General features: G+C 69.0%; 22 protein-coding genes. 19 read left to right on the top strand and 3 right to left on the bottom strand.

Translation table 11 applies throughout. The features are described from left to right. The first annotated feature begins 2 nt into the window (after positions 1-2). The 19 genes from KY661_RS31805 (at position 3) to KY661_RS31715 (ending at position 22,282) form a co-directional block, all read left to right on the top strand. Entirely contained in the window at positions 3-1,175 is a 1,173-nt protein-coding gene (locus KY661_RS31805) for a DUF4388 domain-containing protein (RefSeq protein ID WP_075011206.1), read from the top strand. Between the two features lie 82 nt (positions 1,176-1,257). Further along, positions 1,258-2,346 carry a PhoH family protein gene (locus tag KY661_RS31800; RefSeq protein ID WP_225413785.1) on the top strand — a complete coding sequence of 363 codons (1,089 nt, stop codon included), beginning with the start codon at positions 1,258-1,260 and terminating at the stop codon, positions 2,344-2,346. A gap of 109 nt (positions 2,347-2,455) precedes the next feature. Next, a complete protein-coding gene (locus KY661_RS31795; protein ID WP_225413784.1) occupies positions 2,456-4,969 on the top strand; it encodes an HD family phosphohydrolase in 2,514 nt (837 codons plus the stop codon). Further along, complete coding sequence (gene ybeY, locus KY661_RS31790) at positions 4,947-5,843, top strand: rRNA maturation RNase YbeY (protein WP_225413783.1); 897 nt, start codon at positions 4,947-4,949, stop codon at positions 5,841-5,843. The genes KY661_RS31795 and ybeY overlap by 23 nt, the downstream gene beginning before the upstream one ends. A gap of 74 nt (positions 5,844-5,917) precedes the next feature. Then, complete coding sequence (locus KY661_RS31785; protein ID WP_225413782.1) at positions 5,918-7,225, top strand: Lnb N-terminal periplasmic domain-containing protein; 1,308 nt, start codon at positions 5,918-5,920, stop codon at positions 7,223-7,225. 32 nt (positions 7,226-7,257) lie between these two features. Next, a protein-coding gene (prfB, locus tag KY661_RS31780) for a peptide chain release factor 2 (protein ID WP_225413781.1) occupies positions 7,258-8,380 on the top strand; the annotation gives its coding sequence in 2 pieces (ribosomal slippage) (positions 7,258-7,326 and positions 7,328-8,380; 1,122 coding nt in all). A 119-nt stretch (positions 8,381-8,499) separates the two neighbouring features. Further along, entirely contained in the window at positions 8,500-9,126 is a 627-nt protein-coding gene (locus tag KY661_RS31775; protein ID WP_225413780.1) for an RNA polymerase sigma factor, read from the top strand. Beyond that, entirely contained in the window at positions 9,123-9,506 is a 384-nt protein-coding gene (locus KY661_RS31770; protein ID WP_225413779.1) for an anti-sigma factor family protein, read from the top strand. The genes KY661_RS31775 and KY661_RS31770 overlap by 4 nt, the downstream gene beginning before the upstream one ends. Positions 9,507-9,594: 88 nt before the next feature. Then, positions 9,595-11,145, top strand: coding sequence for a lysine--tRNA ligase (gene lysS, locus KY661_RS31765; protein WP_225413778.1), 1,551 nt, complete (start codon positions 9,595-9,597; stop codon positions 11,143-11,145). Between the two features lie 12 nt (positions 11,146-11,157). Next, on the top strand, positions 11,158-13,575 hold the full coding sequence (locus KY661_RS31760; protein WP_225413777.1) for an FtsX-like permease family protein: 2,418 nt from the start codon (positions 11,158-11,160) through the stop codon (positions 13,573-13,575). 3 nt (positions 13,576-13,578) lie between these two features. Further along, entirely contained in the window at positions 13,579-14,253 is a 675-nt protein-coding gene (locus tag KY661_RS31755) for an ABC transporter ATP-binding protein (RefSeq protein WP_075011214.1), read from the top strand. Then, positions 14,250-16,760 (top strand): outer membrane protein assembly factor BamA, encoded by a 2,511-nt coding sequence (gene bamA, locus KY661_RS31750; protein ID WP_225413776.1) that lies wholly within the window; start codon positions 14,250-14,252, stop codon positions 16,758-16,760. Before KY661_RS31755 ends, bamA begins: the two co-directional genes overlap by 4 nt. Positions 16,761-16,875: 115 nt before the next feature. Further along, on the top strand, positions 16,876-17,469 hold the full coding sequence (locus KY661_RS31745; RefSeq protein ID WP_075011236.1) for an OmpH family outer membrane protein: 594 nt from the start codon (positions 16,876-16,878) through the stop codon (positions 17,467-17,469). Positions 17,470-17,480: 11 nt separating this feature from the next. Beyond that, complete coding sequence (gene lpxD / locus KY661_RS31740) at positions 17,481-18,545, top strand: UDP-3-O-(3-hydroxymyristoyl)glucosamine N-acyltransferase (protein ID WP_075011216.1); 1,065 nt, start codon at positions 17,481-17,483, stop codon at positions 18,543-18,545. After that, complete coding sequence (gene fabZ / locus KY661_RS31735) at positions 18,545-19,006, top strand: 3-hydroxyacyl-ACP dehydratase FabZ (protein ID WP_075011237.1); 462 nt, start codon at positions 18,545-18,547, stop codon at positions 19,004-19,006. Before lpxD ends, fabZ begins: the two co-directional genes overlap by 1 nt. A gap of 27 nt (positions 19,007-19,033) precedes the next feature. Then, positions 19,034-19,810: an acyl-ACP--UDP-N-acetylglucosamine O-acyltransferase gene (gene lpxA, locus KY661_RS31730; protein ID WP_225413775.1), complete on the top strand. Its 777-nt coding sequence runs from the start codon at positions 19,034-19,036 to the stop codon at positions 19,808-19,810. 24 nt (positions 19,811-19,834) lie between these two features. Further along, the gene (locus KY661_RS31725; protein WP_225413774.1) at positions 19,835-20,638 is read left to right on the top strand and encodes an LpxI family protein; all 804 of its coding nucleotides are present in this window, start codon (positions 19,835-19,837) and stop codon (positions 20,636-20,638) included. A gap of 142 nt (positions 20,639-20,780) precedes the next feature. Next, positions 20,781-21,806: an OmpA family protein gene (locus KY661_RS31720; protein ID WP_225413773.1), complete on the top strand. Its 1,026-nt coding sequence runs from the start codon at positions 20,781-20,783 to the stop codon at positions 21,804-21,806. Between the two features lie 23 nt (positions 21,807-21,829). Further along, positions 21,830-22,282, top strand: coding sequence for a hypothetical protein (locus KY661_RS31715; RefSeq protein ID WP_225413772.1), 453 nt, complete (start codon positions 21,830-21,832; stop codon positions 22,280-22,282). Between the two features lie 6 nt (positions 22,283-22,288). Here the strand turns inward: KY661_RS31715 and KY661_RS31710 are convergent, their stop codons facing one another. From KY661_RS31710 to lpxB, 3 genes are read right to left on the bottom strand one after another with little or no spacing between them, the layout of a single operon-like run. Next, positions 22,289-22,918 carry a MarC family protein gene (locus KY661_RS31710; protein WP_225413771.1) on the bottom strand — a complete coding sequence of 210 codons (630 nt, stop codon included), beginning with the start codon at positions 22,916-22,918 and terminating at the stop codon, positions 22,289-22,291. A 5-nt stretch (positions 22,919-22,923) separates the two neighbouring features. Then, positions 22,924-23,628, bottom strand: coding sequence for a polyprenol monophosphomannose synthase (locus KY661_RS31705; protein ID WP_075011220.1), 705 nt, complete (start codon positions 23,626-23,628; stop codon positions 22,924-22,926). 39 nt (positions 23,629-23,667) lie between these two features. Next, positions 23,668-24,819 (bottom strand): lipid-A-disaccharide synthase, encoded by a 1,152-nt coding sequence (gene lpxB, locus KY661_RS31700; RefSeq protein WP_225413770.1) that lies wholly within the window; start codon positions 24,817-24,819, stop codon positions 23,668-23,670. Positions 24,820-24,855: the final 36 nt, after the last annotated feature.

Genomic DNA, 24,855 nt, shown 5'->3' with positions numbered 1-24,855 from the left:
TCATGGCCCTTCAGGGAACGCTCAAGGACTTCGGCATCGCGGACATCCTCCAGCTCATCGGCCAGCAGCAGAAGACCGGCCAGCTGTACCTGGAGAGCAAGGAGCAGGAGGTCAACGTCTTCTTCAAGGACGGCAACATCGCCCGGGTCGAGAGCATCACCCGCAAGAAGAAGGACCTCATCGGCAACATGCTGGTGCGTGCGGAGATCATCACCGAGGCGCAGCTCGAGGAGTCGCTGGAGACGCAGCGCCGCACCCTCAAGCGCCTGGGCGACGTGCTCGTCTCCAGCGGCTTCATCACCGCCGACCGCTTCAAGAAGATGATGCAGTTGCAGGCCACCGAGACGCTCTACCGCCTGTTCAGCTGGGACGCGGGCACCTACGCCTTCAAGGCCGAGCCCGTCGAGTCCGACACGGAAGCCATCACGCCGCTGCGCGCCGAGTCGGTGCTGATGGAAGGCTTCCGGATGGTGGATGAGTGGCCCGTCATCCGGAAGAAGATCAACCGGCTGGACATGACGTTCGAGTGCCTCAAGCCCCTGCCTCCGCCCGTCAACACCGAGCCGGACTTCGATGCCGCGTTCGACGACGCGTTCGCGGAGAAGAAGAAGGACGAGAACAAGGGCGAGTTCAAGTCGGTGGGCGACTCGGAGCGGCGCGTCTACGAGGCCATCTCCCCCACGCGCGATGTGCGCAAGCTCATCGACGTGAGCTGCCTGGGCGAGTTCGAGACCTGCAAGGCGCTGCTCAACCTCATCAACCTGCAGTACGTGCGGCCCTATTACCCCGAAGGACAATCGCCTTCGGCGGGGGGCTCGGCGCTGTTGGCCAAGGCGGGCCAGAGCCTGGGGCGGGTGGGGGCCAGCATGGCCGCGCTGGGGGCCATCCTGTTCCTGGCCGTTCAGGTACTCGGGTTCCTGTCGCCGAAGGAAATGGCTGCCTCCTCGTTCGCCGACCCGGGGGCCCAGCGGTTCATCTCCCGCAACCAGCTCAAGCGGATTGAGGCGGCGGTGGAGGTCTTCCGCCTGGAAAAGGGAGAAGTACCGGAGCGTTTGGATGCGCTGGTGGAGGCGGGCTTGTTAAAACCAGAGGAACTTCGGTACCCGTGGCGCGAGCCCTATTATTACAGGCGCTTGGCGTCCCGGGAGTTTGTTCTGCTTCCGCCGTTGCAGTAGCCATTCGACGCCTGCCTCTTTGCCCGGCTGGGGGGGCAGCCTTACGTTGATTCCGGGACTTTGAAGCGAGGTACGAAACGCATTGAGAAATCCCTCCTCTATGGAATCTCCCGTCATCCGTCCTCCAACCTCCGCCAAGGTCGATGTCCGCGACAATGAAACCGCCCTGGCGCTCTGCGGCAACCAGAACGAAAACCTGAAGCTCATGGAGCGGCGGCTCGGTGTGCGCGTGGGCCAGCGCGGCACGGAGCTGCACCTGTCCGGCCCCGCGGATGCCGTCGCCTTCGCCGTGCGGCTGGTGGAGAACCTGGAGGAGATGATTCGCGCGGGCCGGCCCGTGTACCGGGAGGATGTGGAGCAGGGCATCAAGGTCCTGGGACGGGGCACGGAGTCCCTGCAGGACGTCATGCTGGGGCCGGTGCTCAAGAGCTCCGGCAACCGGCAGATCGCCCCCAAGAGCCTGGCGCAGAAGCGCTATGTGGAGAACATCCGCGCCCACGACATCGTCTTCGGCATCGGGCCCGCGGGCACGGGCAAGACGTACCTGGCCATGGCCATGGCGGTGGCCTTCCTGCAGGAGCGGAAGGTCAAGCGCATCATCCTGGCCCGGCCCGCGGTGGAGGCGGGCGAGAAGCTGGGCTTCCTGCCAGGCGACATCGCCGAGAAGGTGAACCCGTACCTGCGCCCTCTGTACGACGCCCTCAACGACATGATGGCGGGGGAGCGCGCGGCGCAGCTCGTGGAGCAAGGTGTCGTCGAGGTGGCCCCGCTGGCGTTCATGCGCGGCCGCACGCTCAACGACGCCTTCGTCATCCTGGACGAGGCGCAGAACACCACCGTCGAGCAGATGAAGATGTTCCTCACGCGCCTGGGCTACAACAGCAAGGCGGTGATTACCGGTGACGTGACGCAGGTGGACCTGCCGGTGGGGAGGATGTCGGGCCTCAACCATGCCCGCTCCATCCTCAAGAACATCGACGGCATCTGCTTCTCGGAGTTCACCGAGGTGGACGTGGTCCGCCACCCGCTGGTGCAGGAAGTCATCCGCGCCTACGACAAGGCCGAGGCCGCCAAGGCCGAAGCCGCCGCCCGGGAGCAGCAGGGGGCCCAGGAGGCGCAGGAGCCCGCGGTGTCCGAGACGCCGGAGGCCGAGGAGCCGCTCGCTACATGAGGTGAATCGCTGGCCAGCCGGCCAGGCAGTTCTGCGGGGCACCGGAGAATGTTCCGGTGCCCTGCGTCCTTGATGTAGCCGCCCAGGCTTTCGTAGGGTGAGGAATCGCATGGCCGAACCGGAACCTACGCCCGTTGGGCCCAGCCCCTTGGACGCGCTGACGCGCCGCCTCAAGCTCAGTGGAGAGGTGTGGGGCAAGCGCGTGACGCACGTGCTGCTGCTGCTCATTGTCTCCGTGGCCGCGGGCTTCGTCATTTCCCCTGGGCTCTACAGCCAGCAGATCCCTGCCCTGGCCGAGGAGCACCTGGGCAAGCCCTTCCGGGCCAACTCGCCCGCGGGCTTCAAGGCCGCGCGGGATTACGAGATCAGCCACGTGGCCATGACGGAGCAGCGGCGCCAGGAAGCGCGCGGCGCCGTGCGGCCAGTGTACGACTTGAACCCCGGGGTGGGCTCCGAGGTCCGCAACGCCGTGAAGGGCGCCTTCGCGGACATGCGGGCCCGCCTGGCCGCCAAGGCCGCCGAGGAGAGCGCTCAGGAGGGCGAGGATGCGGAGGTCCGCCGGGAGCCGGTGAAGCCCAACCGCAAGGCCCCGGCGCTGCCGCCCCAGGAGGCCGAGCGCCAGCGCAAGGAGCGCGAGGCGCTGCAAGCGGACTTCCAGGAGTTGCTGTTCGGCCAGCGCGACGCCTCCATGGAGGTGGAGGATTTCCAGGCGCTGGTCACCAACGGCTTCGCGGAAGAGGCCGAGCTGGCCACGCTGGCCTTGCTGGAGCGGGCCTATGGCTCGGAGCGCGGCCCCCTGTTCATCGGGGGCTCCCGCGAGGAGCTGTCACGCGAGGGGGCCCTGGGCATCACCGTCCGGGATGTACGCCACGCGGGGGAGCAGAGCTTGCCGGGCACCGCGCCGGGCGTGCTGGACGTGCGCGAGACGCACGCGGAGCTGGACCGGTTCGCGTCCATTCCGGGCAACCTGCTGCCGGATGCGCCCGTGGCCCAGCGGCGGGCGGTGCTGCGGCTGGCCAAGCGGCTGGTGCGGCCCAACCTCACCATCAACATCGCGGAGACGAACGCGCGGCGCCTGAAGGCCTCGGATGCGGTGAAGGACGCCGTCATCTCCATGAAGAAGGGCCAGCGCGTCATCGGGGACGGGGAGCTCGTCAACGAGACGCACCTGGTCATCCTCAAGGGCATGCGGGCGCAGACGGACCGGTTGGATCTGCTGCAATTGCAGATCGGCGGCACGGGGCTGGTGGCGCTGCTCATCGCCGCCTCGTTCGTGTTCTGCCGGACGGCGTTCCGGCGGTTCCGGCCCACGCGCAAGGACGGCATGCTGCTGGGCCTGCTGCTGGTGGGAATCCTCGGGCTGCTCCAGCTCTGGGTGTCCATCGCGGACGCCATCCAGGACCGGTACACGGCGCTGCCCATCGAGGCGCTCTACTACGCCTTCCCCATGGCGGCCGGCGCCATGCTGGTGCGCTTCCTGCTCTCCGAGGAGCTGTCGCTCTTCTTCGCGCTGGTGCTCGCGTGCCTGGCGGGCGTGATGCTGGGCAACTCCCTGTCCTTTGGCATCTACACGCTGGTGGGCTCGCTGGTGGCGGCGGACCGCATCCCCCGGGCGCGCGACCGCGTGGGCATCTTCAAGGCGGGCTTCGTCACCGGGCTCGTGAGCCTGGTGGCCGTGCTGTGCCTCTTCCTGGTGGAGGGCAAGGGGCTCACCCCGGAGACGGTGCTCTCCGCGCTGTTCGCGGCGCTGGGCACCGCCCTGGCCGTGCCGGTGATGGTGATGGCGCTCACGCCGCTGCTGGAGGCCCTCTTCGGCTATGCCTCGGACATCAAGCTGCTGGAGCTGGCGAACCTGAACCACCCGGCGCTCAAGGAGCTGATCGTCCAGGCCCCGGGCACCTACCACCACTCCATCATCATCGGCTCGCTGGTGGAGAACGCGGCCGAGGCCATTGGCGCGAACCCCCTGCTGGCCCGCTCGTGCGCCTACTACCACGACATTGGAAAGGGCCGGAACCCGCTCTTCTTCGGGGAGAACCAGAAGGGGGAGAACCGGCACGACGCGCTGGCCCCCGCCATGAGCGCCGTCATCATCAAGCGGCACGTAACGGAGGGGCTGGAGATGGCGCGCCAGTACCGGCTGCCCAAGCTGGTGGCGGACGCCATCCCCCAGCACCACGGCACCCGGCTGGTCGGCTACTTCTTCCACAAGGCCATGAAGGAGCAGGAGGGCAAGGAGAACGCCCCTCCGCTCGACGAGAGCATCTTCCGCTACCCAGGCCCCAAGCCTCAGTTCCGCGAGGCGGCGCTGGTGATGATCGCCGATGCGGTGGAGGCCTCCACCCGCGCCATGCCCGAGCCCACGAAGGCGAAGCTGCACGCGCAGGTGCAGAAGATGATCAACATCATCTTCTCCGAGGGGCAGCTCGACGAGTGCGATTTGACGCTCAAGGACCTGAATCTGATCTCGGATTCCTTCCTGCACACGCTGGAAGGCATCTACCATGCGCGTCCGGAGTACCCGGCCGGAGCGATGGGTGGAGGGCCGAAGACTACACCGTTGATGGTGGCCTCCCCCCCGAAGCCGGAAGCCAAGAGCGATGGCAAGGCGCGCAGCGCCTGAGCCGTCCGCCCCAAGGAAACCCATCGTGAGACTGCGCAAGGGCAAGCTCATTCCCCGCAAGGACGGCAAGCGCATCGAGGAGTTCGTCGGTGCGGCCACCACGGGCACGTCCGCCGCCTCCGTGGCGCGCATGCTGGCGCCGCCGGGCTGGTCCGAGCCCGCGCAGAAGCCCGAGTTCGACGAGGTGGTGCTCGTGCAGCTCGGCGAGCTGACCCTCGTCATCGACGGCAAGCGCGAGCGCATTGGCCCCGGCGAGGTGGGGCTCGTGCCGCGCGGCCAGCGCGTCATCTACCGCAATGACGGGAAGGGGGCCTGCGACTACTGGTCCATCTGCGCCCCGGCGTTCCGGCCCGAACTGGCCCACATCGAGGTGCCGGTGGCCCCGCCCCCGCCGGACAACCACGTCACGGTGCAGGTGGCCCACTCGCAGGGCGAGGGCCATGCCCGCACGCTCGCGACGCTGGGGCGCACCTTCCTGGACCGGCTGGAGCTGAGCGGGTGCGAGCTGTCGCTCTCCCTGGTGGGGGACCGGGCCATCCGCCGGCTCAACCGCACCTGGCGCAAGAAGGACAAGGCCACGGACGTGCTGAGCTTCCCGGCCGGGGAGTTGCCCAAGGGCACCCCGGGGCCCCGGCAGCTCGGGGACGTGGTCATCTCCATTGATACCGCCAAGCGCCAGGCCAAGGAGTACGGCCGGACGCTGGAGTCCGAGATGGCCCGCTACCTGGCGCACGGCCTGCTGCACCTGCTCGGGCACGACCACGAGCGCACCTACGACGCCCGGAAGATGGCGACCCTGGAGGAGAAGCTGCTCGGGGAGCGGGGCATGGTGTCCGACGCCGTCCGCGCCGACCGGGTGCGCCGGCTCGTCTGAGGGGTGGACGAAGCTCGCGGTTGTTCCGTCCGGGGGCCATGATAGGTAGGCACCTCCCGCGTGTTGGACGGAACATGCCTCGCCTTGTGCCCCTGCTCATCTGCCTGCTCGGCTTGTTGCTGTTCCCGGCCCCGGCCTCTGCCGCCGCGCGTCCCCCCTGGGGAACGGGCGAGAGCCGGGGCGAGGACCTGGTCATCTCCCTGGTGACCTTCAGCCCCGGCGACGACGTGGCCTCCTGGTGGGGCCATGGCTCGCTGGTGGTGGAGGACACGCGGCTGGGCCGCCAGCGCCTCTACAACTACGGCATGTTCTCGTTCGACAGCACCATGCTGGGCCGCTACGCCATGGGGCGGCTGGAGTTCTGGGTGGACGAGGCGAGCGTGGCCGGTACGTACCGCCACTACGAGGCGCTCAACCGCGATGTCCGCGTCCAGATCCTCAACCTGACGCCGGAGCAGCGGCTGCTCATCGCCCGCCTGCTCGCGGACAACGTGCTGCCCGAGAACCGCGAGTACCTGTACCACCACTACGACGACAACTGCGTCACGCGGCTGCGCGACATGATCGACCGGGCCATCGGTGGCCAGCTCCGGCAGGCCGACCAGGCCCCGGCGCGGATGACGCTGCGCGAGCACACGCGCCGGTACACCGCGGTGAGCCCGCTCATGAGCGTGCTGCTCGACTTCCTGATGAACGACGAGATCGACCGGCCCATCACCCGCTGGCAAGAGGCCTTCCTGCCGGACGAGCTGGAGCGGCAGGTGGCCGCGCTGCAGGTGCAGCGCCCGGAGGGGCAGCCGGTGCCGCTGGAGGAGAAGCGGTGGATCTACTTCCAGTCGAACCGGCCCGCCGTCCCCGAGCAGCCGCCCCGCTATGGCCCGTGGATGCTGGGGATGGGGCTTGCCGTGGGCGCGAGCGCCGTGGGGCTGATGGCCTGGGCGCGCCGGGGAAGCCGCTGGCCGCGCGTCCTGCTCGGGCTGGAGCACGTGGTGCTGGGGCTGGTGTTTGGCCTGCCGGGCACGGCCCTGTTCGTCATGTGGCTGGTGACGAACCACACGGTGACGTACCGCAACGAGAACCTCTTTCTGGCCAACCCGCTGACGTTGCTGCTGGTGCCGCTGGGGCTCCCGCTCCTGTGGGGCTCCACGAAGGCCCCGGCGCGGCTGCGCGCGGTGTGGGGGGCGCTGGCGGCCCTGGGCGTGCTGGGGCTCGTGCTCAAGGTGCTGCCCCCGTTCAACCAGGACAACTGGCGGCTCATCGCGCTGCTCTTGCCCATCTCGGTGGGCTTCGCGGGCGCGTTCTTCCTGGAGCGGGCGTGGGCCCGTGCGAAGCCCGGGCCGCCGGGTGAACAGTCCCTTCCGTCTTCCCCGAAGACCCCCTAGCGCGCGGGCCGCGCGCTGACGAGGATTGAGCCATGGCGAACGACACGATGGAGAAGATCAACGGCTTGCGAGAGCGCCTGCTGGCGCTCCGGGGGCATCTTTGACCTCGACCGCAAGAGGTCCCGCATCTCGCTGATCGACCGTGACTCCACGCTCCCCAACTTCTGGGACGACAACACCAAGGCACAGGGCCTGCTGAAGGAGAAGTCCACGCTGGAGGCCAGCGTGGGCGCCTTCGACAAGGTGCTGCGGGGGCTGGACGACGCGCAGACCCTGATGGAGCTGGCCAAGGAGGCCAACGACGAGGCCAGCGCCCAGGAGGCGGAGGGCTCGCTGCCCACGCTGGAGGCGGAGATCGCCAAGCTGGAGCTGGCGCGGATGCTCTCGGGCGAGAACGACCGCAGCAACTGCTTCATGGACATCAACGCGGGGGCGGGCGGCACGGACAGCATGGACTGGGCCGCCATGCTGATGCGCATGTACACGCGCTTCTGCGAGGAGCGGGGCTGGGAAGTCGAGATCAGCGACATGGTCGCGGGCGAAGAGGCGGGCTTCAAGAACGTCTCGCTGCACATCCGGGGCGAGTACGCCTACGGCTACCTCAAGGCCGAGGTGGGGGTGCACCGGCTGGTGCGCATCAGCCCCTTCGACGCGAACGCGCGGCGGCAGACGGCCTTCGCCTCGGTGGACGTCTACCCCGAGGTGGATGACTCCATCCGCATCGACATTCCGGAGAAGGACTACGAGCTGAAGTTCATCCGGGGCGGCGGCGCGGGCGGCCAGAAGGTGAACAAGACGTCGTCCACGGCGCAGCTGCGCCACCTGCCCACCAACATCCTCATCACCTGCCAGACGGAGCGCTCGCAGTCGGCCAACAAGGACATGGCCTTCAAGATCTTGCGCGCGCGCCTCTACGAGCTGGAGCTGAAGAAGCGCGAGGCCGAGCGCGACGCGGCCGAGGCGCAGAAGAAGGACATCAGCTTCGGCAGCCAGATTCGCAGCTACGTGCTGGCCCCGTACCGGATGGTGAAGGACCTGCGCACCGGGGTGGAGACGGGCAACGTGGACGCGGTGCTGGACGGGGACCTGGAGCAGTTCGTCACCGCCCAGCTCCTGGGGGTGAAGAACCCCAACCGCGGCGCCTCGCCCGATTAACCGGAAAAAATCCGGGAACCTCCGCGCGGCCCCGGTGTCCAAAGGGCAGGAGGGCAGGGTGTCCGGGGCCTTGAGAGGGCCCCGGGTACGCCTGCGCACCAGGCCGCGGGAGGTCTCGGGTGTTCTGGAGCGGAGTGCTCGACATCGGACGGGAGCCAACAGACGCCGCCGGGGTCCCGGGGGAGGCGGAGCGGGCGCTGCTGGCACGGTTGCGCCAGGGCGAGCCCGAGGCCTTCGAGGCGCTCGTCCGCGAGCACCAGGACCGGGTGTACGACTTCTGCGTGCGGATGCTGGGAGACCGGGAGGAGGCGCAGGACCTGGTCCAGGACATCTTCGTCAGCGTCCACCAGAACCTCCGCAAGTTCCGCGAGGACGCGAAGCTCTCCACGTGGCTGCTGCGCATCAGCAAGAACCAGTGCCTCAACCGGCTGAAGTACCTCAAGCGCCGGGGGCAGGGGCGCACGGACGAGTATGTGGACGTAGGTGAAAAGGTGCTCTCCGGGGCGCTGGAGGCCCCGCCCCTGCCGGATGCCATGCTCGACGCGGCGCGGGAGCGGGCCCGGGTGCAGCGGGCCATCTCGCAGCTCGAGCCGGACGCGCGGATGCTGGTGGCGCTCCGGGACATCGAGGGGCTGAGCTACGAGGAGATTGTCGACATCACGGAGCTGCCCGAGGGCACGGTGAAGAGCCGGCTGCACCGGGCACGGGAGAAGTTGGCGGACATCCTGGGACGGCTTGAGGAATGAGTACGAATCAGCACAGACTGACGGGCGTGGAACCGCGACTGAGCCACCGCGACGCGAAGGCCCTCTTCTTCGCGCTCGCCGATGAGGAGCTGCCCCCGCCGCAGGCGCAGGCGGTGCGCAGCCACCTGGACGGGTGCGACGAGTGCCGGGCGGGCTGGGTCCGCTACGAGCAGACGGTCCAGCGGGTGCGCGGGGTGGACCGGGAGAAGGCCCCCGCGGCGCTGGCCTCCATGGTGCTGACGCGGGTGAAGCGCGAGCGCAGGTTCGGCCTGCGCAAGCTGCACCTGGCCCACGTGTATTACCGCTTCCCCGTGGAGGTGCTCATCCCCGTGCTGCTGGCGGCGGCGGTGGCGGCCTTCCTGGTGATGTCCGCCGCGTAATCTCTCCGGGGCAAGCCGGGGGCCGTCATGTTGCGTTGCGTCCGAGGGGCGCCTTGGCTACGGTGCCGCGCCCTGCGGAAGGCGTGCCATGGCTGACTCTGAGAACAAGACCGACACGGCGGGTGAGGCGGACCTCGGGTCCAAGGAACAGGAGATTTACCAGCAGCGCCTGGACAAGGCGGGCAAGTGGCGCGAGGCGGGCTTCAACCCGTACGGCAACGGCTACCGTGCCGAGCACCTGGCCGCCGACATCCACGCGAAGCACGGCCAGCAGTCCCCGGAGGAACTGGAGAAGGACGCGCCCACCTACACGGTGGCGGGCCGCCTCGTGGCCATGCGCACCTTCGGCAAGGCGGCCTTCATCAAGCTGAGGGACAGGTCGGGCGAAATCCAGGTCCACATGAAGAAGGACGCGCTGGGGGACTCGTACGAGGCCTTCAAGCTGTGTGACGTGGGCGACTTCCTGGGGGCCACCGGGCCGGTGTTCCGCACGAAGACGGGCGAGCTGTCGCTGTCGGCCACGAAGTTCACCCCGCTCACCAAGTCCCTGCGCCCCCTGCCGGAGAAGTGGCACGGGCTGACGGACGTGGAGATCCGCTACCGCCAGCGCTACCTGGACCTCGTCTCCAATCCTGAGGTGAAGCAGACCTTCCTCAAGCGCAACAAGCTGGTGCGCTTCATCCGCGAGTTCCTGGACACCCGGGACTTCATCGAGGTGGAGACCCCGATGATGCACCCGCTGGTGTCCGGCGCGGCGGCGCGGCCCTTCAAGACGCACCACAATGCGCTCGATATCGAGCTGTACATGCGCATCGCCCCCGAGCTGTACCTCAAGCGGCTGGTGGTGGGCGGCATCGAGCGCGTCTACGAAATCAACCGCAACTTCCGCAACGAGGGCATCAGCACCCGGCACAACCCGGAGTTCACGATGCTGGAGTTCTATCAGGCGTACGCCACGTACGAGGACCTGATGGACCTCACCGAGCAGATGATCTCCGGGGCGGCGCAGGCCGTCACGGGCTCCACGAAGGTGCCCTACCAGGGGCACGAGCTGGACTTCGGCAAGGGCTGGAAGCGCATTCCCATGACCGAGGCCATCCGCGAGCAGGTGGGCGGGGCGCTGTCCGACAAGGACATGGCGGATCCGGACAAGCTGCGGCACGAGCTGCTCAAGACGAGCCGTGGCGAGGCCGAGCGCCGCGCCATCGAGACGATGAACCACGGGGAGCTGGTGGGGGCGCTGTTCGAGGCCCACGTGGAGCAGAAGCTCGTTCACCCCACGTTCATCACCCACTTCCCCACCTCGGTGAGCCCGCTGGCCCGCCGCAACGACCAGAACCCGGAAATCACCGACCGGTTCGAGCTGTTCGTCGCCGGCCGGGAGATCGCCAACGCCTTCTCCGAGCTGAATGATCCGCTGGACCAGAAGGGCCGCTTCCTGGGCCAGCTCGAGGCGAAGCAGCGGGGCCAGCAGGAGACGATGGACTACGACGAGGACTACATCCGGGCGCTCGAGCACGGCATGCCGCCCACCGCGGGCGAGGGCATCGGGATTGATCGGCTCACCATGCTGTTCACCGACGCGCCGTCGATCCGCGACGTCATCCTCTTTCCGCTCCTGAAGCCTCAGTCCAGGTAATCAAGGGTTCTCGTGCAAAGCGCCGAACGGCAGACCGTCTATCGCTGGGGTTTCGTCTGGGGAGGCGCGCTCGTCGCCTTCGTGGGGGCGGTGCTGCTCGCGGTGGCGGTGTCCCGCTCCGACGCGTGGGCGGAGGTCTCCAGCTTCCTGGGGCTGTCCCTCATCGGCTGGGGCAGCCTGCTTCAGGGCCTCAACGCCGCCTCGCTCTTCGCGGCCCAGTCCGCGCTGAAGGAGGCGCTGCCGCCGCCCGGGGGAACGCAGTTCCTGGTGGCGGGCATGCTGGCCTGGCTGGGCGGGTGGGGGCTGCTGGCGGCGGGCATTCGCCGGGCCCCTGCCGCGGTGGAGGGGCCGAGCGCCGCGGCCGGGGCGGCGCTGTACCCGAGGCTCGCGAACTACCGGGACTTCTACTGGAGCACGCTGGGGGCCTACGGCGGCGGCGTGCTGCTGGCCGAGCTGGTGCTCATCCTGCTCCAGACGTGGTTGTCCAGTGGCGGGCAGCTCGCGGAGGCGGGCGCGGACGCGGCCGGGGGCTCGGGCTTCCAGCTCGCGCCGCCCTGGGCCTTCGCCATTGCGCTGCTGGTGGCCAGTGGGGTGGCCTTCCTGTCGGGCGCCATCGGCTCGGCGCGGGCGCGCCGGTTGTCGCTGCCCGAGGCCACCATTGGCGTCTTCTACCTGGGCCTGCCCGTCCCCATCCTCCTGACGCTGATGGAGCGGGTGCCCGCGCTGCAGCTCTCCCTGGGCTACCGGCTGCGCGAGGTGACGTACGTGGCGGGCCTCATCGGCCGGCCGGAGCTGAGCTACTGGCTCGTCTTCGTGCTGCTGGTGCTGATGCTGGTGCTGGGCATCAACTCGGGCTTCATCGCCGCGGGCAGCGGCCGGGTGGACCTGCGGCTGGGCTTCGAGCTGTTCGTGGCGCGGCGCCACGTGGCGGTGTTCCGGCCCTCGCTGCTGCTGGGCACGCTGGCGGTGCTGATGTTCGGCATCATCCCCCCGCTGCTCATCTACGGCATTGTCCGGGCGGTGGAGGCGGCGGTGGAGCGCACGCGCATCCGCGCCCTGGGGCTGGCGGACCCGCTCGAGGCGGCCTCGGCGCTCAACCGGCTGAAGCTGCGCGAGCAGTCGCCCACCATGATGATGACGGCCCTGTCCGTGGGCGGCGTCGGCGTGGGGGTGATGGCGCTCATCATCGTCCTGTCGGTGATGAGCGGCTTCGAGCTGGACCTTCAGAAGAAGATCCTCGGCACCCACTCGCACGCGGTGGTGTCCAAGTACGCGGGCGACCTGCCCGAGTACCCGAAGCTGATGGAGCAGGTGGCCAAGGTGCCGGGGGTGCTCGGCCAGTCCCCCTTCATCACCAACCAGGTGATGATCGTCTCCGATGGCAACGTGGATGGCGTGGTCATCAAGGGCATCGACCCGGCCACGGTCGGGTCGGTGACGGACCTGCCGCAGTACATGCAGGCGGGCGGCTCGCTGGAGAACCTGACCTCGCCCGAGAAGATCCTCCCCCGGCGGATGCAGGGTGGGGCGGACGCGCCCGTGCTGGATGACCGGCCCGCGGGCGGCGCTGCTGGGACCGAGGAAGAAGAGGAAGACCCCATCATCGGCAAGCGGAGCAAGCCCGCGCAGGAGGCGGTGCTGCCGGGCATCATCCTGGGCCGGGAGCTGGCCGCCTCGCTGCGGGCCGTGGTGGGCGACCGGGTGAACATCGTCTCGCCGCTGGGCACGGAGCTGGGGCCGACGGGGCCCGTGCCGAAGAACCGGGTCTTCCGCGTGGCGGGCATCTTCTACTCGGGCATGTACGAGTATGACGCCAAGTTCGTCTACATCCTCCTGGAGGAGGCCCAGCGGTTCTTCGAGGTGAAGGGCGCCAACGGCATCGACCTCAAGGTGGCGGACATCGACAACGCGCGGCGCATCGCCGCCGACGTGGTCCGCAAGCTCGGGGGCTACCCGTACCGGGCGCGCGACTGGAGCGAGACGAACCGCAACCTCTTCTCCGCGCTGCGCCTGGAGAAGCTGGTGATGGGCATCATCCTGTCCATCATCATCATCGTGGCCGCGGGCCTCATCGTCGCCACCGTCATCATGCTGGTGCTGGAGAAGCGCAAGGAGATCTCCGTCCTCAAGGCGCTGGGCGTCTCGGATGGCGGCATCGTGAAGATCTTCCTCTCGGAGGGCCTGCAGATCGGCGTGGCCGGGGGGCTCCTGGGGCTCCTGTCCGGGCTGGCCTGGTGCTTCTTCATCGAGAAGGTCGGCATCAAGCTGGACCCGGAGGTCTATTACATCCCCGCACTGCCGGTGCGCATCGAGCCGGTGCAGACCCTCCTGTCCGTGGTCATCGCGGTCCTGGTCACGTATCTGGCGTCCATCTATCCCGCGCTCAAGGCGAGCAGCGTGGAGCCGGTGGAAGGCCTGAAGGGGGAATAGGCGATGTCATTCCTCTCCATCCGCAACGTCTTCAAGAGCTACTTCCTGCACGGCAAGCGCATCGACGTGCTGCGCGACGTGTCCCTGGACATCGGCAAGGGCGAGCTGGTGAGCCTGGTGGGGCCCTCGGGCGCCGGCAAGAGCACCTTCCTGCACGTGCTGGGCACGCTGGATGCCCCGGCGGCCGGCGAGGTGCTCTTCGAGGGGCAGTCCGTCTTCGCGATGAACGACGCGCGCATCGCCGACTTCCGCAACCGCACCATCGGCTTCGTCTTCCAGAGCCACTACCTGCTGCCGGAGTTCTCCGCGCTGGAGAACGTGGCCATGCCCGCCCTCATCCAGCGCCGGGACCGAGGCCAGACATACGCGGAAGCCCGGAAGCTGCTGGAACGGGTGGGGCTGGGCAGCCGGGTGGACCACCGCCCCGGGGAGTTGTCGGGCGGGGAGGCGCAGCGGGTGGCCCTGGCGCGCGCCCTGGTGCTCCAGCCTGCCATCTTGCTCGCCGACGAGCCGACCGGGAACCTGGACCCGGCCACCGGCGAGGGCATCCACCAGCTCCTCCGGGATGTGAACCGGGATTTGGGCATCACCGCCGTGGTGGTGACCCACAATGAGGCCCTGGCCCGCTCGATGCCCCGGCGCTTGCGCCTTGCAGGCGGCCAGGTGACAGACGCGTGAGGAGGGGGCCGCGCTTTTGGATTGAGGGACGGCGAACCTATCCCGTAGATTGCCCCGCCCCTTACAGGCCGACTGCTTCCTTGAGGTTTCCCGTTCTGTCGCTCAAGCCTTTCCTGACGCTGCTCGCGGTGACCCTGTGGGCGCTCGTTCCTTGCCGTGCCCTGGCGCAGGCCGAGGTGGGCGCGCCGCAGGAGCCCCCTGCCACCGCGTCCCCCGCCGCTCCCCCCGCCGACGCCCCCGTGGATGCGGTGGACGAGGATCAAGGCGAGCGCGTCGTCGAGTTGCGCGTCGAGGGCAACCGCCGCGTGGAGACCGAGGCCATCCGCCGCGCGCTCCGCACGAAGCAGGGGTCCGCGTTCGATCCGGCCCGCACGTCCGAGGATCTCCGGGCGGTCTGGGCCCTGGGCTACTTCACGGATGTTCAGCTGCTGGTGCAGCGGCTGCCGAGCGGCATCGCCTACGTCGTCCGCGTGGCCGAGCGCCCCACGGTGCGCAACGTGAAGGTGGTGGGCAATGACGAGCTGAGCGCCGACGACCTCAAGGAACAGATCGACGTCAAGGCGGGCACCATCCTGGACGTGGACACCGTCCGCTCCTCGCAGAAGAAGATCCAGGAGAAGTACGTCGAGAAGGGCTACTTCCTGGTGGAGGTGAAGCACCGCATCGAGCCGGTGGAGGGTGGCGCGAGCGTCGACGTGGTGCTGGTGGTGGAGGAGAACGCGAAGGTGATGGTGAAGGAGATCTCCTTCATCGGCGCCCAGAAGATCGGTCCGGACGAGCTCAAGGCGGTGATGGTGACCCGCGAGGGCGGCTACTTCTCGTTCCTGACGGGGGAGGGCACCTACCGCGAGGAGGCGTTCCAGCGCGACCTGGCCGTCATCCAGGCCACCTATTACGACCGGGGCTACATCAACGTCCGGATCGACAAGCCCACCACGGCGCTGTCGGCGGACAAGCGCTCCATCTTCATCAACATCCGGGTGGTGGAGGGCGAGGCCTACGACATTGGCCAGATCGACTTCGGGGGCGACCTCATCGTGCCCAAGGAGCGGCTGGCGAAGTTGATGACCTCCACGAAGGGCGAGCGTTTCAACCGCTCCAAGCTGTCGCAGGACATCCAGGCCATCACGGACGTCTACTACGACCAGGGCTACGCCTACGCGAACATCAACCCCGTCACCTCGGTGAACGCCGAGGAGAAGACGGTGGACCTGACCTTCGACGTGCAGAAGGGGCCGCAGGTCACCATCGAGCGCATCGACATCGTGGGCAACACGAAGACCCGCGACAAGGTCATCCGCCGCGAGCTGCGCGTGTACGAGGGCGAGCTGTACAACGGCACGGGCGTGCGCCGCAGCCGCGAGCGCGCCACGGCCCTGGGCTTCTTCGAGACGGTGGACATCACCCAGAAGCCCGGCAGCGCCGATGACCGGATCGTCCTCCAGGTGGAGGTGAAGGAGAAGGCCACGGGCACCTTCCAGGTGGGCCTGGGCTTCTCCAACGTGGAGAATTTCATCTTCACGGCCCAGGTGTCCCAGAACAACTTCCTGGGGTGGGGGCAGACGGTGTCCGCCTCGGCGCAGATCTCCGGCCTGCGCTCGCTCATCCAGCTGTCGTTCTATGATCCGTACTTCCTGGACACCCAGTACCTGCTGTCTGCGGACTTCTTCCGGGTGGACGCGGACTATGACGGGTTCATCCGGCGCTCCACGGGCGGCAGCGTCTCGCTGGGCTACCAGTTCGTCGACGATCTGCTGGGCACCGTGGGCTACACGCGCGAGTACGTGGACGTGGAGGCCGGGCAGAGCCTGGGCGCGGTGCTCCTGGCCAACCAGTTCCTGAGCGGCGTCACCAGCGCCGCGCGCCTGTCGCTGTCGTTCGACCGGCGCGACAACCGCCTCTTCCCGTCCCGGGGCTTCATCCACTACGGCTCGGTGGAGTTCGCGCCGAAGCTGTTGGGCGGCACGTTCCTCTTCACGCGCTACTCGGCCTACTCGCGCCTGTACTTCCCGCTGCCGCTGGGCTTCGTCTTCAAGACGAACGCCACGGTGGGCTACATCCAGCAGCTGGACTCGAACAGCCCACTGCCCATCTCCGAGCTCTACTACCTGGGCGGCATCAACACGATCCGCGGCTACTACCTGCGCAGCATCAGTCCCACCTTGCTGGTGCCGCGCTCGGACTCGCCCGATGCCACCGTGGTGGAGTTCCGCTCGGGCGGCAACAAGCAGCTCATCTTCAACCTGGAGCTGGAGTTCCCCATCTTCGAGAAGGCGGGCATCCGGGGCGTGCTCTTCTATGACGCGGGCAACGCCTACTCGGCCAACGAGCGGCTGTTCCAGGACCTGCAGAACGACCTGCCGCTCGGCCTCTTCCACTCCGCGGGCTTCGGGTTCCGCTGGTTCTCGCCCATTGGCCCCCTGCGCTTCGAGTGGGGCATCCCGCTGACCCGGCGTCCGGAAGATGAGCCCCTCCTGTTCGAGTTCACCATCGGCAACTTCTTCTAATTTCTGATAAGCCGTCCGTCCGGCGCACCGGGAGTGTCCGCCCGGGTTGAAGAACCGCCCCGCGCGGACGTCGGAGCCAGCATCATCCCTGTTGAGTCTCGAGGAGCCGTTGAACATGTCGCTTCGAAGCATCCTGGCTGCCACCGCCGCCGCCCTGTCGCTTGCCCTGCCGCTTGCCGCCTCCGCCCAGAACCTGAAGATGGGCTACGTGGACTACCAGCGTGTTCTGCTGGAGGTGCAGGACGGGAAGGACGCCAAGAACCGTCTCCAGAAGACCCTCGACGATCGCCAGAAGGAGATCGACCAGGAGCAGACGAAGCTGCGCAACGCCAAGGAGCTGCTGGACAAGCAGGCCAGCGCCATGAGCGAGGAGACGCGCATCCAGCAGGCCACGGACCTCCAGAAGCGCATCATGGAGCTGGCCCAGAAGTGGGACCGGTACCGCGCCGAGGCCGCCAACGAGGAGCGCCAGCTGATGGCGCCCATCATCGACCGCATCGACGGCGTCATCGCGAAGATCGCCGAGCGTGACGGCCTCGCGTTCGTGTTCGAGCGGCGGGACTCGGGCCTGGTCTACGGACAGACCCAGTACGATCTCTCCAATGAGGTCATCCGCTCGTACAACGCCCTGCCGAAGCTGCAGGCGCCGAAGCCGGCCGCCTCGAAGGCGCCCGCGGCGCCGGTGGCCAAGGACGCTCCGAAGAAGTAACGCGCACGCCCGTGAGCCACACCTCCACACCCCGCCGGCTCGGCGAGCTTGCCACCCACGTGGGCGGTGAGCTGCTCGGGGATGCCGGCCTGCTGATCCACGGCCTCAACGGGCTCGCCGAGGCGGGCCCGGGGGACGTGTCCTTCTATGGCAACACCCGGTACCGCCGGCAATTCGAGGCGACCCGGGCCTCGGCCGTGCTGGTCGGCCGGGACGCGCCCGCGCGCGAGGGCCTGGCCCTCATCCGCGTGAGCAACCCCCACCTGGCCTTCGCCCGGCTGCTGACGCTCTTCGATGTGCGCGAGCGCCCCGCGGCGGGCATCCGGCCCGGTGCGCACGTGCACCCCGAGGCGCGCGTGCACCCCGAGGCCGTGGTGATGGCCGGGGCCTCCGTGGAGAAGGGCGCCTCGGTGGGGGCCCGCACCGTGCTCTACCCGGGCGCCTACGTGGGCGAGGCGGCGAGCCTCGGCGAGGACTGCACCGTCTACCCCAACGTCACCGTGCGCGAGCGGTGCGTGGTCGGCTCGCGCGTCATCCTCCACGCCTCCTGCGTGGTGGGCGCCGACGGCTTTGGCTTCGCCTTCGACGCCGAGGGCGAGAACGGGCCGCAGCACTTCAAGATCCCCCAGACCGGCATCGTCCGCATCGAGGACGACGTGGAGGTGGGGGCCTGCACGTGCATCGACAGGGCCACCATCGGCGAGACCGTGGTGGGCCGGGGCACGAAGCTCGACAACCTGGTGCAACTGGCGCACAACGTGAAGATCGGTCCGCTGACGCTCATCTGCGCGCAGGCGGGCGTCTCGGGCTCCGCCGAGGTGGGCACCGGCGTGGTGCTGGCGGGGCAGGTGGGCGTGGTGGGCCACATCCGGGTGGGAGACCTGGCCAAGGTCGGGGCCCAGTCCGGCGTGGCGCAGGATGTCGAGGATGGCCAGATCGTCTCGGGAAGCCCTGCCGTCCCCCATCGCGAGTGGCTGCGGGCCTCGGCGGCGGTGGGCCAGCTCGGGGACCTGCTCAAGGAAGTACGAGCCCTGCGGCGCAGGGTGGAACTGCTCGAGAAGGAGAAGGGCGGATGATGGACATTGGCGAGATTCAGCGGCTGCTGCCCCATCGCTACCCGTTCCTGCTGGTGGACCGGGTGGTGGAGTTCGTCGAGGGCCAGAAGCTCACGGCTTACAAGAACGTCACCATCAATGAGCCCTTCTTCAACGGCCATTTCCCGGGTCACCCGGTGATGCCGGGGGTGCTCATCCTGGAGGCGCTGGCGCAGGCGACGGCCATCCTGGCCTACAAGAGCGAGAGCATGAACCCGGAGAACAAGGTTGCCTACCTCATGGGGGTGGACAACGCGAAGTTCCGCAAGCCGGTGGTTCCCGGGGACCGGTTGGAGTTGGGCATCGAGGTGCTGCGCCACAAGGGGTCCGTCTGGAAGACGAAGGGGACGGCCTCGGTGGACGGCGTGAAGGTCGCGGAAGGCGAGTTCCTGGCCACGGTGGTGGACAAGGACTCGAGGACCGCCGCGGAGCCGGCGACCTAGCTGGCGGGATGGAAGAGGAGAGACGGCATGGCTCAGGTTCACCCCACGGCGGTGGTCCACCCGGATGCGCAGCTCCACGAGACGGTGGAGATTGGCGCGTTCTCGGTCATTGGACCCAAGGTGAAAATTGGTCCGGAGACGCGCGTGGGCCCTCACGCCGTCATCGAGGGGCGCACGACGCTGGGAGCCCGTAACCGGGTGTTCCAGTTCGCCGCCCTGGGCGCGGCCCCGCAGGACCTGAAGTACGGGGGCGAGGACACCGAGCTCGTCCTGGGCGACGAGAACCAGATCCGCGAGTTCACCACGATGCACATCGGCACGGCTGGAGGAGGGGGCGCCACGCGCATCGGCAACCGCAACCTCTTCATGGGCAGCAGCCACGTGGCGCACGATTGCGTGGTGGGCAACGGCTGCATCCTGGGCCAGGGCTCCGCGATCGCCGGGCACGTGCATGTGGAGGACCACGTCATCTTCTCGGGGCTGACGGCGGTGCACCAGTTCACGCGCGTGGGCAAGCATGCCTTCGTGGCGGGCGGCTCCATGGTGGTGATGGACGTGCCCCCGTACTGCGTGGCCCAGGGCGACCGCGCGGAGCTGGCCGGGCTGAACACCGTGGGCCTGGAGCGGCATGGCTTCACCTCCGAGCAGATTGGCCGCGTGAAGGAGGCCTACAAGGTCGTCTTCCGCTCCAAGCTCGGCGTGGCCGAGGCCCTGGAGCGGCTCCAGACGGAGCTGGGCGGCCACCCCGAGGTGGACCACCTCATTCAGTTCATCCGCCAGAGCAAGCGCGGGCTGACGCGCTAGTCCGCTGTGGCGGAGCCCCGGACCGTGGAGCGCATCGGCCTCATCGCGGGCAACGGCCAGTTGCCCTTCCTGTTCGCCCGGGAGGCGCGTGCCCGGGGCATGGAAGTCGTCGCCGTGGCCCACCGCGGCGAGACGGATCCATCCCTGGAGGCGGAAGTCGCCTCCTTCACCTGGGTGCGGCTCGGCCAGGTGGGCCGCATTGTCCGCACCTTCCAGAAGGCCTCGGTGTCCCGGGCCGCCATGGCCGGGGGCATTGGCCGCGTACGGGCGCTCACCGAGGCCCGGCCGGACCTGGGCGCGGTCCGCATCCTCTCGCGGCTGCGCAGCCTCCGGGACGATGCGCTGCTGCGCGCGGTGGCGGAACACTTCGAGGCGAGCGGCGTCACCATCGTGGCCCCCACCGACTACCTCGCCCAGGTGATGTGCCCGCCGGGCCACCTCGCGGGCCCCCGGCTGCACCCCGCCCAGGAGAAGGATGTGGCGCTGGGGGTGGAGGTGGCCTCCCTGCTGGGGAAGGCGGATGTGGGACAGACGGTGGTGGTCCGGGGGGGGAACGTCCTGGCGTTGGAGGCCGTCGAGGGGACGGACGAGGCCATCCGCCGGGGTGGGAAGCTGGGGGGCAAGGGAGCGGTGGTCGTCAAACGCTGCAAGCCCGGGCAGGATCTGCGGTTCGATCTGCCGGCGGCGGGCCCGCGCACGCTGGAGGTCATGGCGGAGGTCGGGGCCACGGTGCTGGCGCTGGAGGCGGGGAAGACCGTGCTCCTGGAGACCCCGGCCCTGTTCTCCCGGGCCGAGGCGGAAGGCATCACGGTGGTGGGCATTCCCTGAGGGGTGTTCTCCAGCGGGCGGAAGGGGGCCCTCGAAGGGCCCATGGGCTGAATCGGCGCGCCGTCCTACCGTTCTGTTCCGGGAATTTCCTCTTCGGGAGCCTTTGTTGCCAGCCACCGGCATGCTGGGGTCGCCTCTCTCCATGACTGTTCGTCTCCTCATGCTCTGCCTGGGGCTGGCCTCGCTGCCTGCGTCCGCGGGAGAGGCCATCCAGGTCTCCCTCGAGGGCCGGGCGCTGCTGGGGCAGGGCACCCTCGCGCTGAAGGTCCACATCCTGGAGCCCATCGCCGGGTTCGACGTGAACCTGAAGCGCTCTGATGGCAAGACGGTGTCGGTGTCCGGCGGCGGCAAGCCCGGCACGGTCCGCGCCGTGCCCCTGGAGCAGCCCGAGGGCCGGTTTCACTACGAGGGCACGCTGACGCTGCGCTTCGCGGACGGCTCCGAGCCCGGGACGATGCCGCTGTCGTTCGACGCGGAGCTGCTGGGGCCGCCGAAGCTGAGCGTGTCGAAGGAGGACCTGGACCTGACCGCGCGCCAGCTGCGCTTCACGCTGTCCCGGCCCGCGGGCCGCGCCAAGCTGACGGTGCTGATGGACTCCGGGAAGAAGGCGTTCGACGGCGAGGTGCCCTTCCAGGGCGAGGCGGCGGGGACGCCGCTGACCGTCACCTGGCCCCCGGCGGAAGGCCGGGTGCTGCGCATCTCGCTCCAGGCGTATGACACCTCGGACTTCTTCGCGAGCGTGGACCTCTTCCCCTGGCAGGTGGACATTCCGCACGAGGAGGTGAACTTCGCCTCGGGCAGCGCGGACATTGCTGCGGGGGAGCGGGGCAAGCTGGACCAGAGCCACGCCCGGATCGCCGAGGCCGTGTCCCGCTACGGGCGCTTCGCCTCGCTGCGCCTGTATGTGCTGGGGCACACCGACACGGTGGGGGCCACGGCGGCCAACCGCGAGCTGTCCCTGCAGCGGGCCCGGAGCATCGCCGCGTACTTCCACAAGCGCGGGCTGCGCGTGCCCCTCTTCTACGAAGGCTTTGGCGAGCAGGCCCCGGCCGTGCGCACCCCTGACGAGACGGCCGAGGTGGGCAACCGCCGCGCCGAGTACATCCTCGCGGTGGACGAGCCGGTGTTGACCCAATCCCCTTTCCCGCCGCAGTGGCGGAAGCTGTGAAGTTTCCCTGGAGGAACCGACGGATGAACCGCCTTGCTCTTGCCGCCGCGCTTGGACTCACCGCCGTGGGCTGTTCGCACACCCAGACGGCCGCCCAGCACCTCCAGGCCGAAGAGAACGGCAAGTGCCTGCTGGTCCAGACGCTGCTGCGCGAGCCGGTTCCCTCCCGGTACGTCGAGGAGCTGACCGTCGAGGGGCGCGAGGCGTCCGTGCCGGTGATGGTCTTCGTGCGCAAGCCGGACGAGGGCATGCTGGAGCGCTTCTTCGCCGGAGACACCCCGGCGTGCAGCAGCCTGTCGTTCCGGGTGGTGCGGCAGTTCGCCCAGCGCGGGCTGGTGCTCTACCTGCAGGAGACGCCGGACGGCTACACGTATGACGCCCGCCGGGCGGGCCCCGAGGAGCTGTCCATGGAGGGCGCGCCCCAGGGCATCGTCCGGCGTGTCTCCTCCGGGGGCTGGGTGGCCGCGACCGACTGAGGTGCTTCAGCGCCCGAGCAGATCCTTGGCGCCATCGGCCATGAACTGCACGGCGATGGCCGCGAGGATGAGCCCCATCACGCGCTCCAGGATGGCGACGCCGGACTGCCGCAGCGCGCGCTGGACGAAGTGCGAGGCGCGCAGGATGAAGTAGCTGGCCACGAAGGTCAGCACGATGGCCGCGAGCACGGGCACGGACATGAGCAGCGTGTCCCCCTTGGCCATGAGCACCATGGCGGAGGCGATGGCGCCCGGGCCCGCGAGCAGGGGCATGGCCAGCGGCACGAGCGCGACGTCCTCCTTGGTGGCGCCCTCCTGTTCCTCGGTGCGGCTGGTGCGCGTCTCGGTGGGGCGGGCCCGGAGCATGTCCAGCGCGGTGATGAGCAGGAGGATGCCGCCGGCGATCCGGAAGGCCGCCAGGGACACGCCGAACACCTGGAAGATGACGCCGCCGAACATGGCGAAGAAGAGCAGCAGCCCGCAGGCCACCAGACAGGCGCGCAGGGCGGTGCGGCGCATCTTCTCGGCGGAGTCTCCCGCGGTGATGGCCAGGAAGATGGGCACCACGCCGATGGGGTCCACCACGAAGAAGACCGCGGAGAGCGAGACCAGGAAGTGGGTCAGGTACTCGGCCATGACCCTTACACCCCCAGGCGCAGCCGCCAGACCATGGTGAGGGCCTCGAGGAAGATTTTCCGGCTCATCTTCGAGTGCCCCACGCGCCGGTCCTCGAAGATGATGGGCACTTCCTTCACGGTGAAGCCCTTCTTGAGGGTGCGGTAGGTGAGTTCGATCTGGAAGGCGTAGCCGGTGCTCTGCACCTGGCCGAGCTCGAGGCCCTCCAGCACCCGGCGGTGGAAGCACTTGAAGCCGCCCGTCAAATCCTGGATGCCCACCCCGAGGATGGAGCGCGCGTAGAGCGAGCCGCCGCGGCTGATGAGCTGCCGGCCGACGCCCCAGTTCACCGTGCCCCCGCCCGTCACGTAGCGCGAGCCCAGCACCAGGTCCGCGCCCGCTTCGGCCGCGTCCAGCAGCGTGGGCAGGTGCCGCGGATCATGGCTGAAGTCCGCGTCCATCTCGATGATGTAGGGGTAGCCCGCGTCGAGCGCCCAGCGGAAGGCGGCAAGGTACGCGCGGCCCAGCCCTTCCTTCTTCGCCCGGTGGAGCACGCGGATGCGGGGCTCCTGGGCCGCCAGCCTGTCGGCGATCTGCCCCGTCCCATCCGGCGAGTTGTCATCGACGATGAGGATGTCCACCCGCGGCTCGGTGAGGAGCACCGCCCGGGTGATGGGCTCGATGTTCTCCGCCTCGTTATAGGTGGGGATGCAGACCAGCGCTCGGTTCATGGCGCGGCGGACATAGCAGAGCCGGCGTCCCCCTCACCCTCAAACTTTGGCCGCGGGGGGCAGCAGCTCCAGCACCGCCTCCGCCGCGCGCACCGCGGCGCCCGGCCCGCCCAGCCGGCCGCGCACCTCCTCCAGCCCCTGAATCATCTCTTCCCGGGGTGCGCCTGGCACCCACACCCGGCGGACCTCGGCGGCGATGCGCTCGGGCTTCATGTCGCCCTGGAGCAGCTCGGGCACGAGCCGGCGGCCCGCCAGCAGGTTCACCAGGGCCACGTGGGCCACCTTCAGCATCATCCGGCCCACCCAGTAGGTGATGAGCGACACGCGGTAGACGACCACCAGCGGGCGTTGCATCAACCCGGCCTCCAGCACCGCCGTGCCGGAGGCGACGATGGCCGCGTCGCTGGCCCCCACCACCTCGGGGGCGCGGCCCTCCACGAGGGTGGGGGACAGGCCACTGCCCTCGAAGCGCGAGGTGATTTCCTCACGGGGGATGGTGGGCGCCACCGGGACGACGATCTGCAGGCCCGGACGCTCGTGGGCGAGCTGCTGGGCGGCGCTCACCATGTCGGGCAGCAACCGGCGCACCTCGCTCATCCGGCTGCCGGGGAGCAGGGCGAGCGTGGGGGCCTCGGGGCGCAGGCCCAGGCGCTGGCGGAACGTGGAGGGGCTCTCGGGGGCGGGCACCTGCTCCACGACGGGGCTGCCCACGTAGCGGGCATTCACCCCGGACTCCCGGTAGAACTCCTCCTCGAAGGGGAGGATGCAGAGCATCCGGTCCACGAGCTTGCGGATGGTCTTCACCCGCCCCCGGCGCCAGGCCCAGATCATCGGGGAGATGTAGTAGGCCACGGGGATGCCCAGGGCCTTGAGCTTGGCGGCCAGGCGCAGGTTGAAGTCGGGGATGTCCACCAGGATGGCGCAGGCGGGGCGGCGCGCCGCGGCGGCCTCGGCCAGCCCCTTGAGGATCTGAAGGATGCGGGGAATCTTGGGCAGCACCTCGGTGATGCCCATGACGGACACCTCCTGGGCGCTATAGAGGAGTTCCACGCCGTGAGAGGCCAGGCGCGCGCCTCCCATGCCGAAAAACCGGAGATCGGGGCGGCGGGCCTGGAGGGCGGCGACGAGCTCGGCGGCGTGGGCATCGCCGGAGGCCTCGCCCGTCACGACGAGAATCTGGGGGGCGGTCATCGGCAACGGCTTATCGTAACTGAAGCGCGCCGGGGA

Origin of the sequence: Allostigmatella hybrida (assembly GCF_020103775.1) — a bacterium.
In the GTDB taxonomy this organism is placed as follows: Bacteria; Myxococcota; Myxococcia; order Myxococcales; family Myxococcaceae; genus Hyalangium; species Hyalangium aurantiaca.
The sequence above is the reverse complement of the archived record's forward strand: the minus strand, read 5'-3'. Positions and strand labels throughout refer to the sequence as shown.

What these genes read in the sequence shown, in the direction of transcription:
- KY661_RS31805 (WP_075011206.1), top strand. Translation starts at nt 3, where the DNA reads ATGGCCCTTCAGGGAACGCTCAAGGACTTCGGCATCGCGGACATCCTC.
- KY661_RS31795 (WP_225413784.1), top strand. Translation starts at nt 2,456, where the DNA reads ATGGCCGAACCGGAACCTACGCCCGTTGGGCCCAGCCCCTTGGACGCG.
- ybeY (WP_225413783.1), top strand. Translation starts at nt 4,947, where the DNA reads ATGGCAAGGCGCGCAGCGCCTGAGCCGTCCGCCCCAAGGAAACCCATC.
- KY661_RS31785 (WP_225413782.1), top strand. Translation starts at nt 5,918, where the DNA reads ATGCCTCGCCTTGTGCCCCTGCTCATCTGCCTGCTCGGCTTGTTGCTG.
- KY661_RS31770 (WP_225413779.1), top strand. Translation starts at nt 9,123, where the DNA reads ATGAGTACGAATCAGCACAGACTGACGGGCGTGGAACCGCGACTGAGC.
- lysS (WP_225413778.1), top strand. Translation starts at nt 9,595, where the DNA reads ATGGCTGACTCTGAGAACAAGACCGACACGGCGGGTGAGGCGGACCTC.
- KY661_RS31755 (WP_075011214.1), top strand. Translation starts at nt 13,579, where the DNA reads ATGTCATTCCTCTCCATCCGCAACGTCTTCAAGAGCTACTTCCTGCAC.
- KY661_RS31745 (WP_075011236.1), top strand. Translation starts at nt 16,876, where the DNA reads ATGTCGCTTCGAAGCATCCTGGCTGCCACCGCCGCCGCCCTGTCGCTT.
- fabZ (WP_075011237.1), top strand. Translation starts at nt 18,545, where the DNA reads ATGGACATTGGCGAGATTCAGCGGCTGCTGCCCCATCGCTACCCGTTC.
- lpxA (WP_225413775.1), top strand. Translation starts at nt 19,034, where the DNA reads ATGGCTCAGGTTCACCCCACGGCGGTGGTCCACCCGGATGCGCAGCTC.
- KY661_RS31720 (WP_225413773.1), top strand. Translation starts at nt 20,781, where the DNA reads ATGACTGTTCGTCTCCTCATGCTCTGCCTGGGGCTGGCCTCGCTGCCT.
- KY661_RS31715 (WP_225413772.1), top strand. Translation starts at nt 21,830, where the DNA reads ATGAACCGCCTTGCTCTTGCCGCCGCGCTTGGACTCACCGCCGTGGGC.
- KY661_RS31710 (WP_225413771.1), bottom strand. Translation starts at nt 22,918, where the DNA reads ATGGCCGAGTACCTGACCCACTTCCTGGTCTCGCTCTCCGCGGTCTTC.
- KY661_RS31705 (WP_075011220.1), bottom strand. Translation starts at nt 23,628, where the DNA reads ATGAACCGAGCGCTGGTCTGCATCCCCACCTATAACGAGGCGGAGAAC.
- lpxB (WP_225413770.1), bottom strand. Translation starts at nt 24,819, where the DNA reads ATGACCGCCCCCCAGATTCTCGTCGTGACGGGCGAGGCCTCCGGCGAT.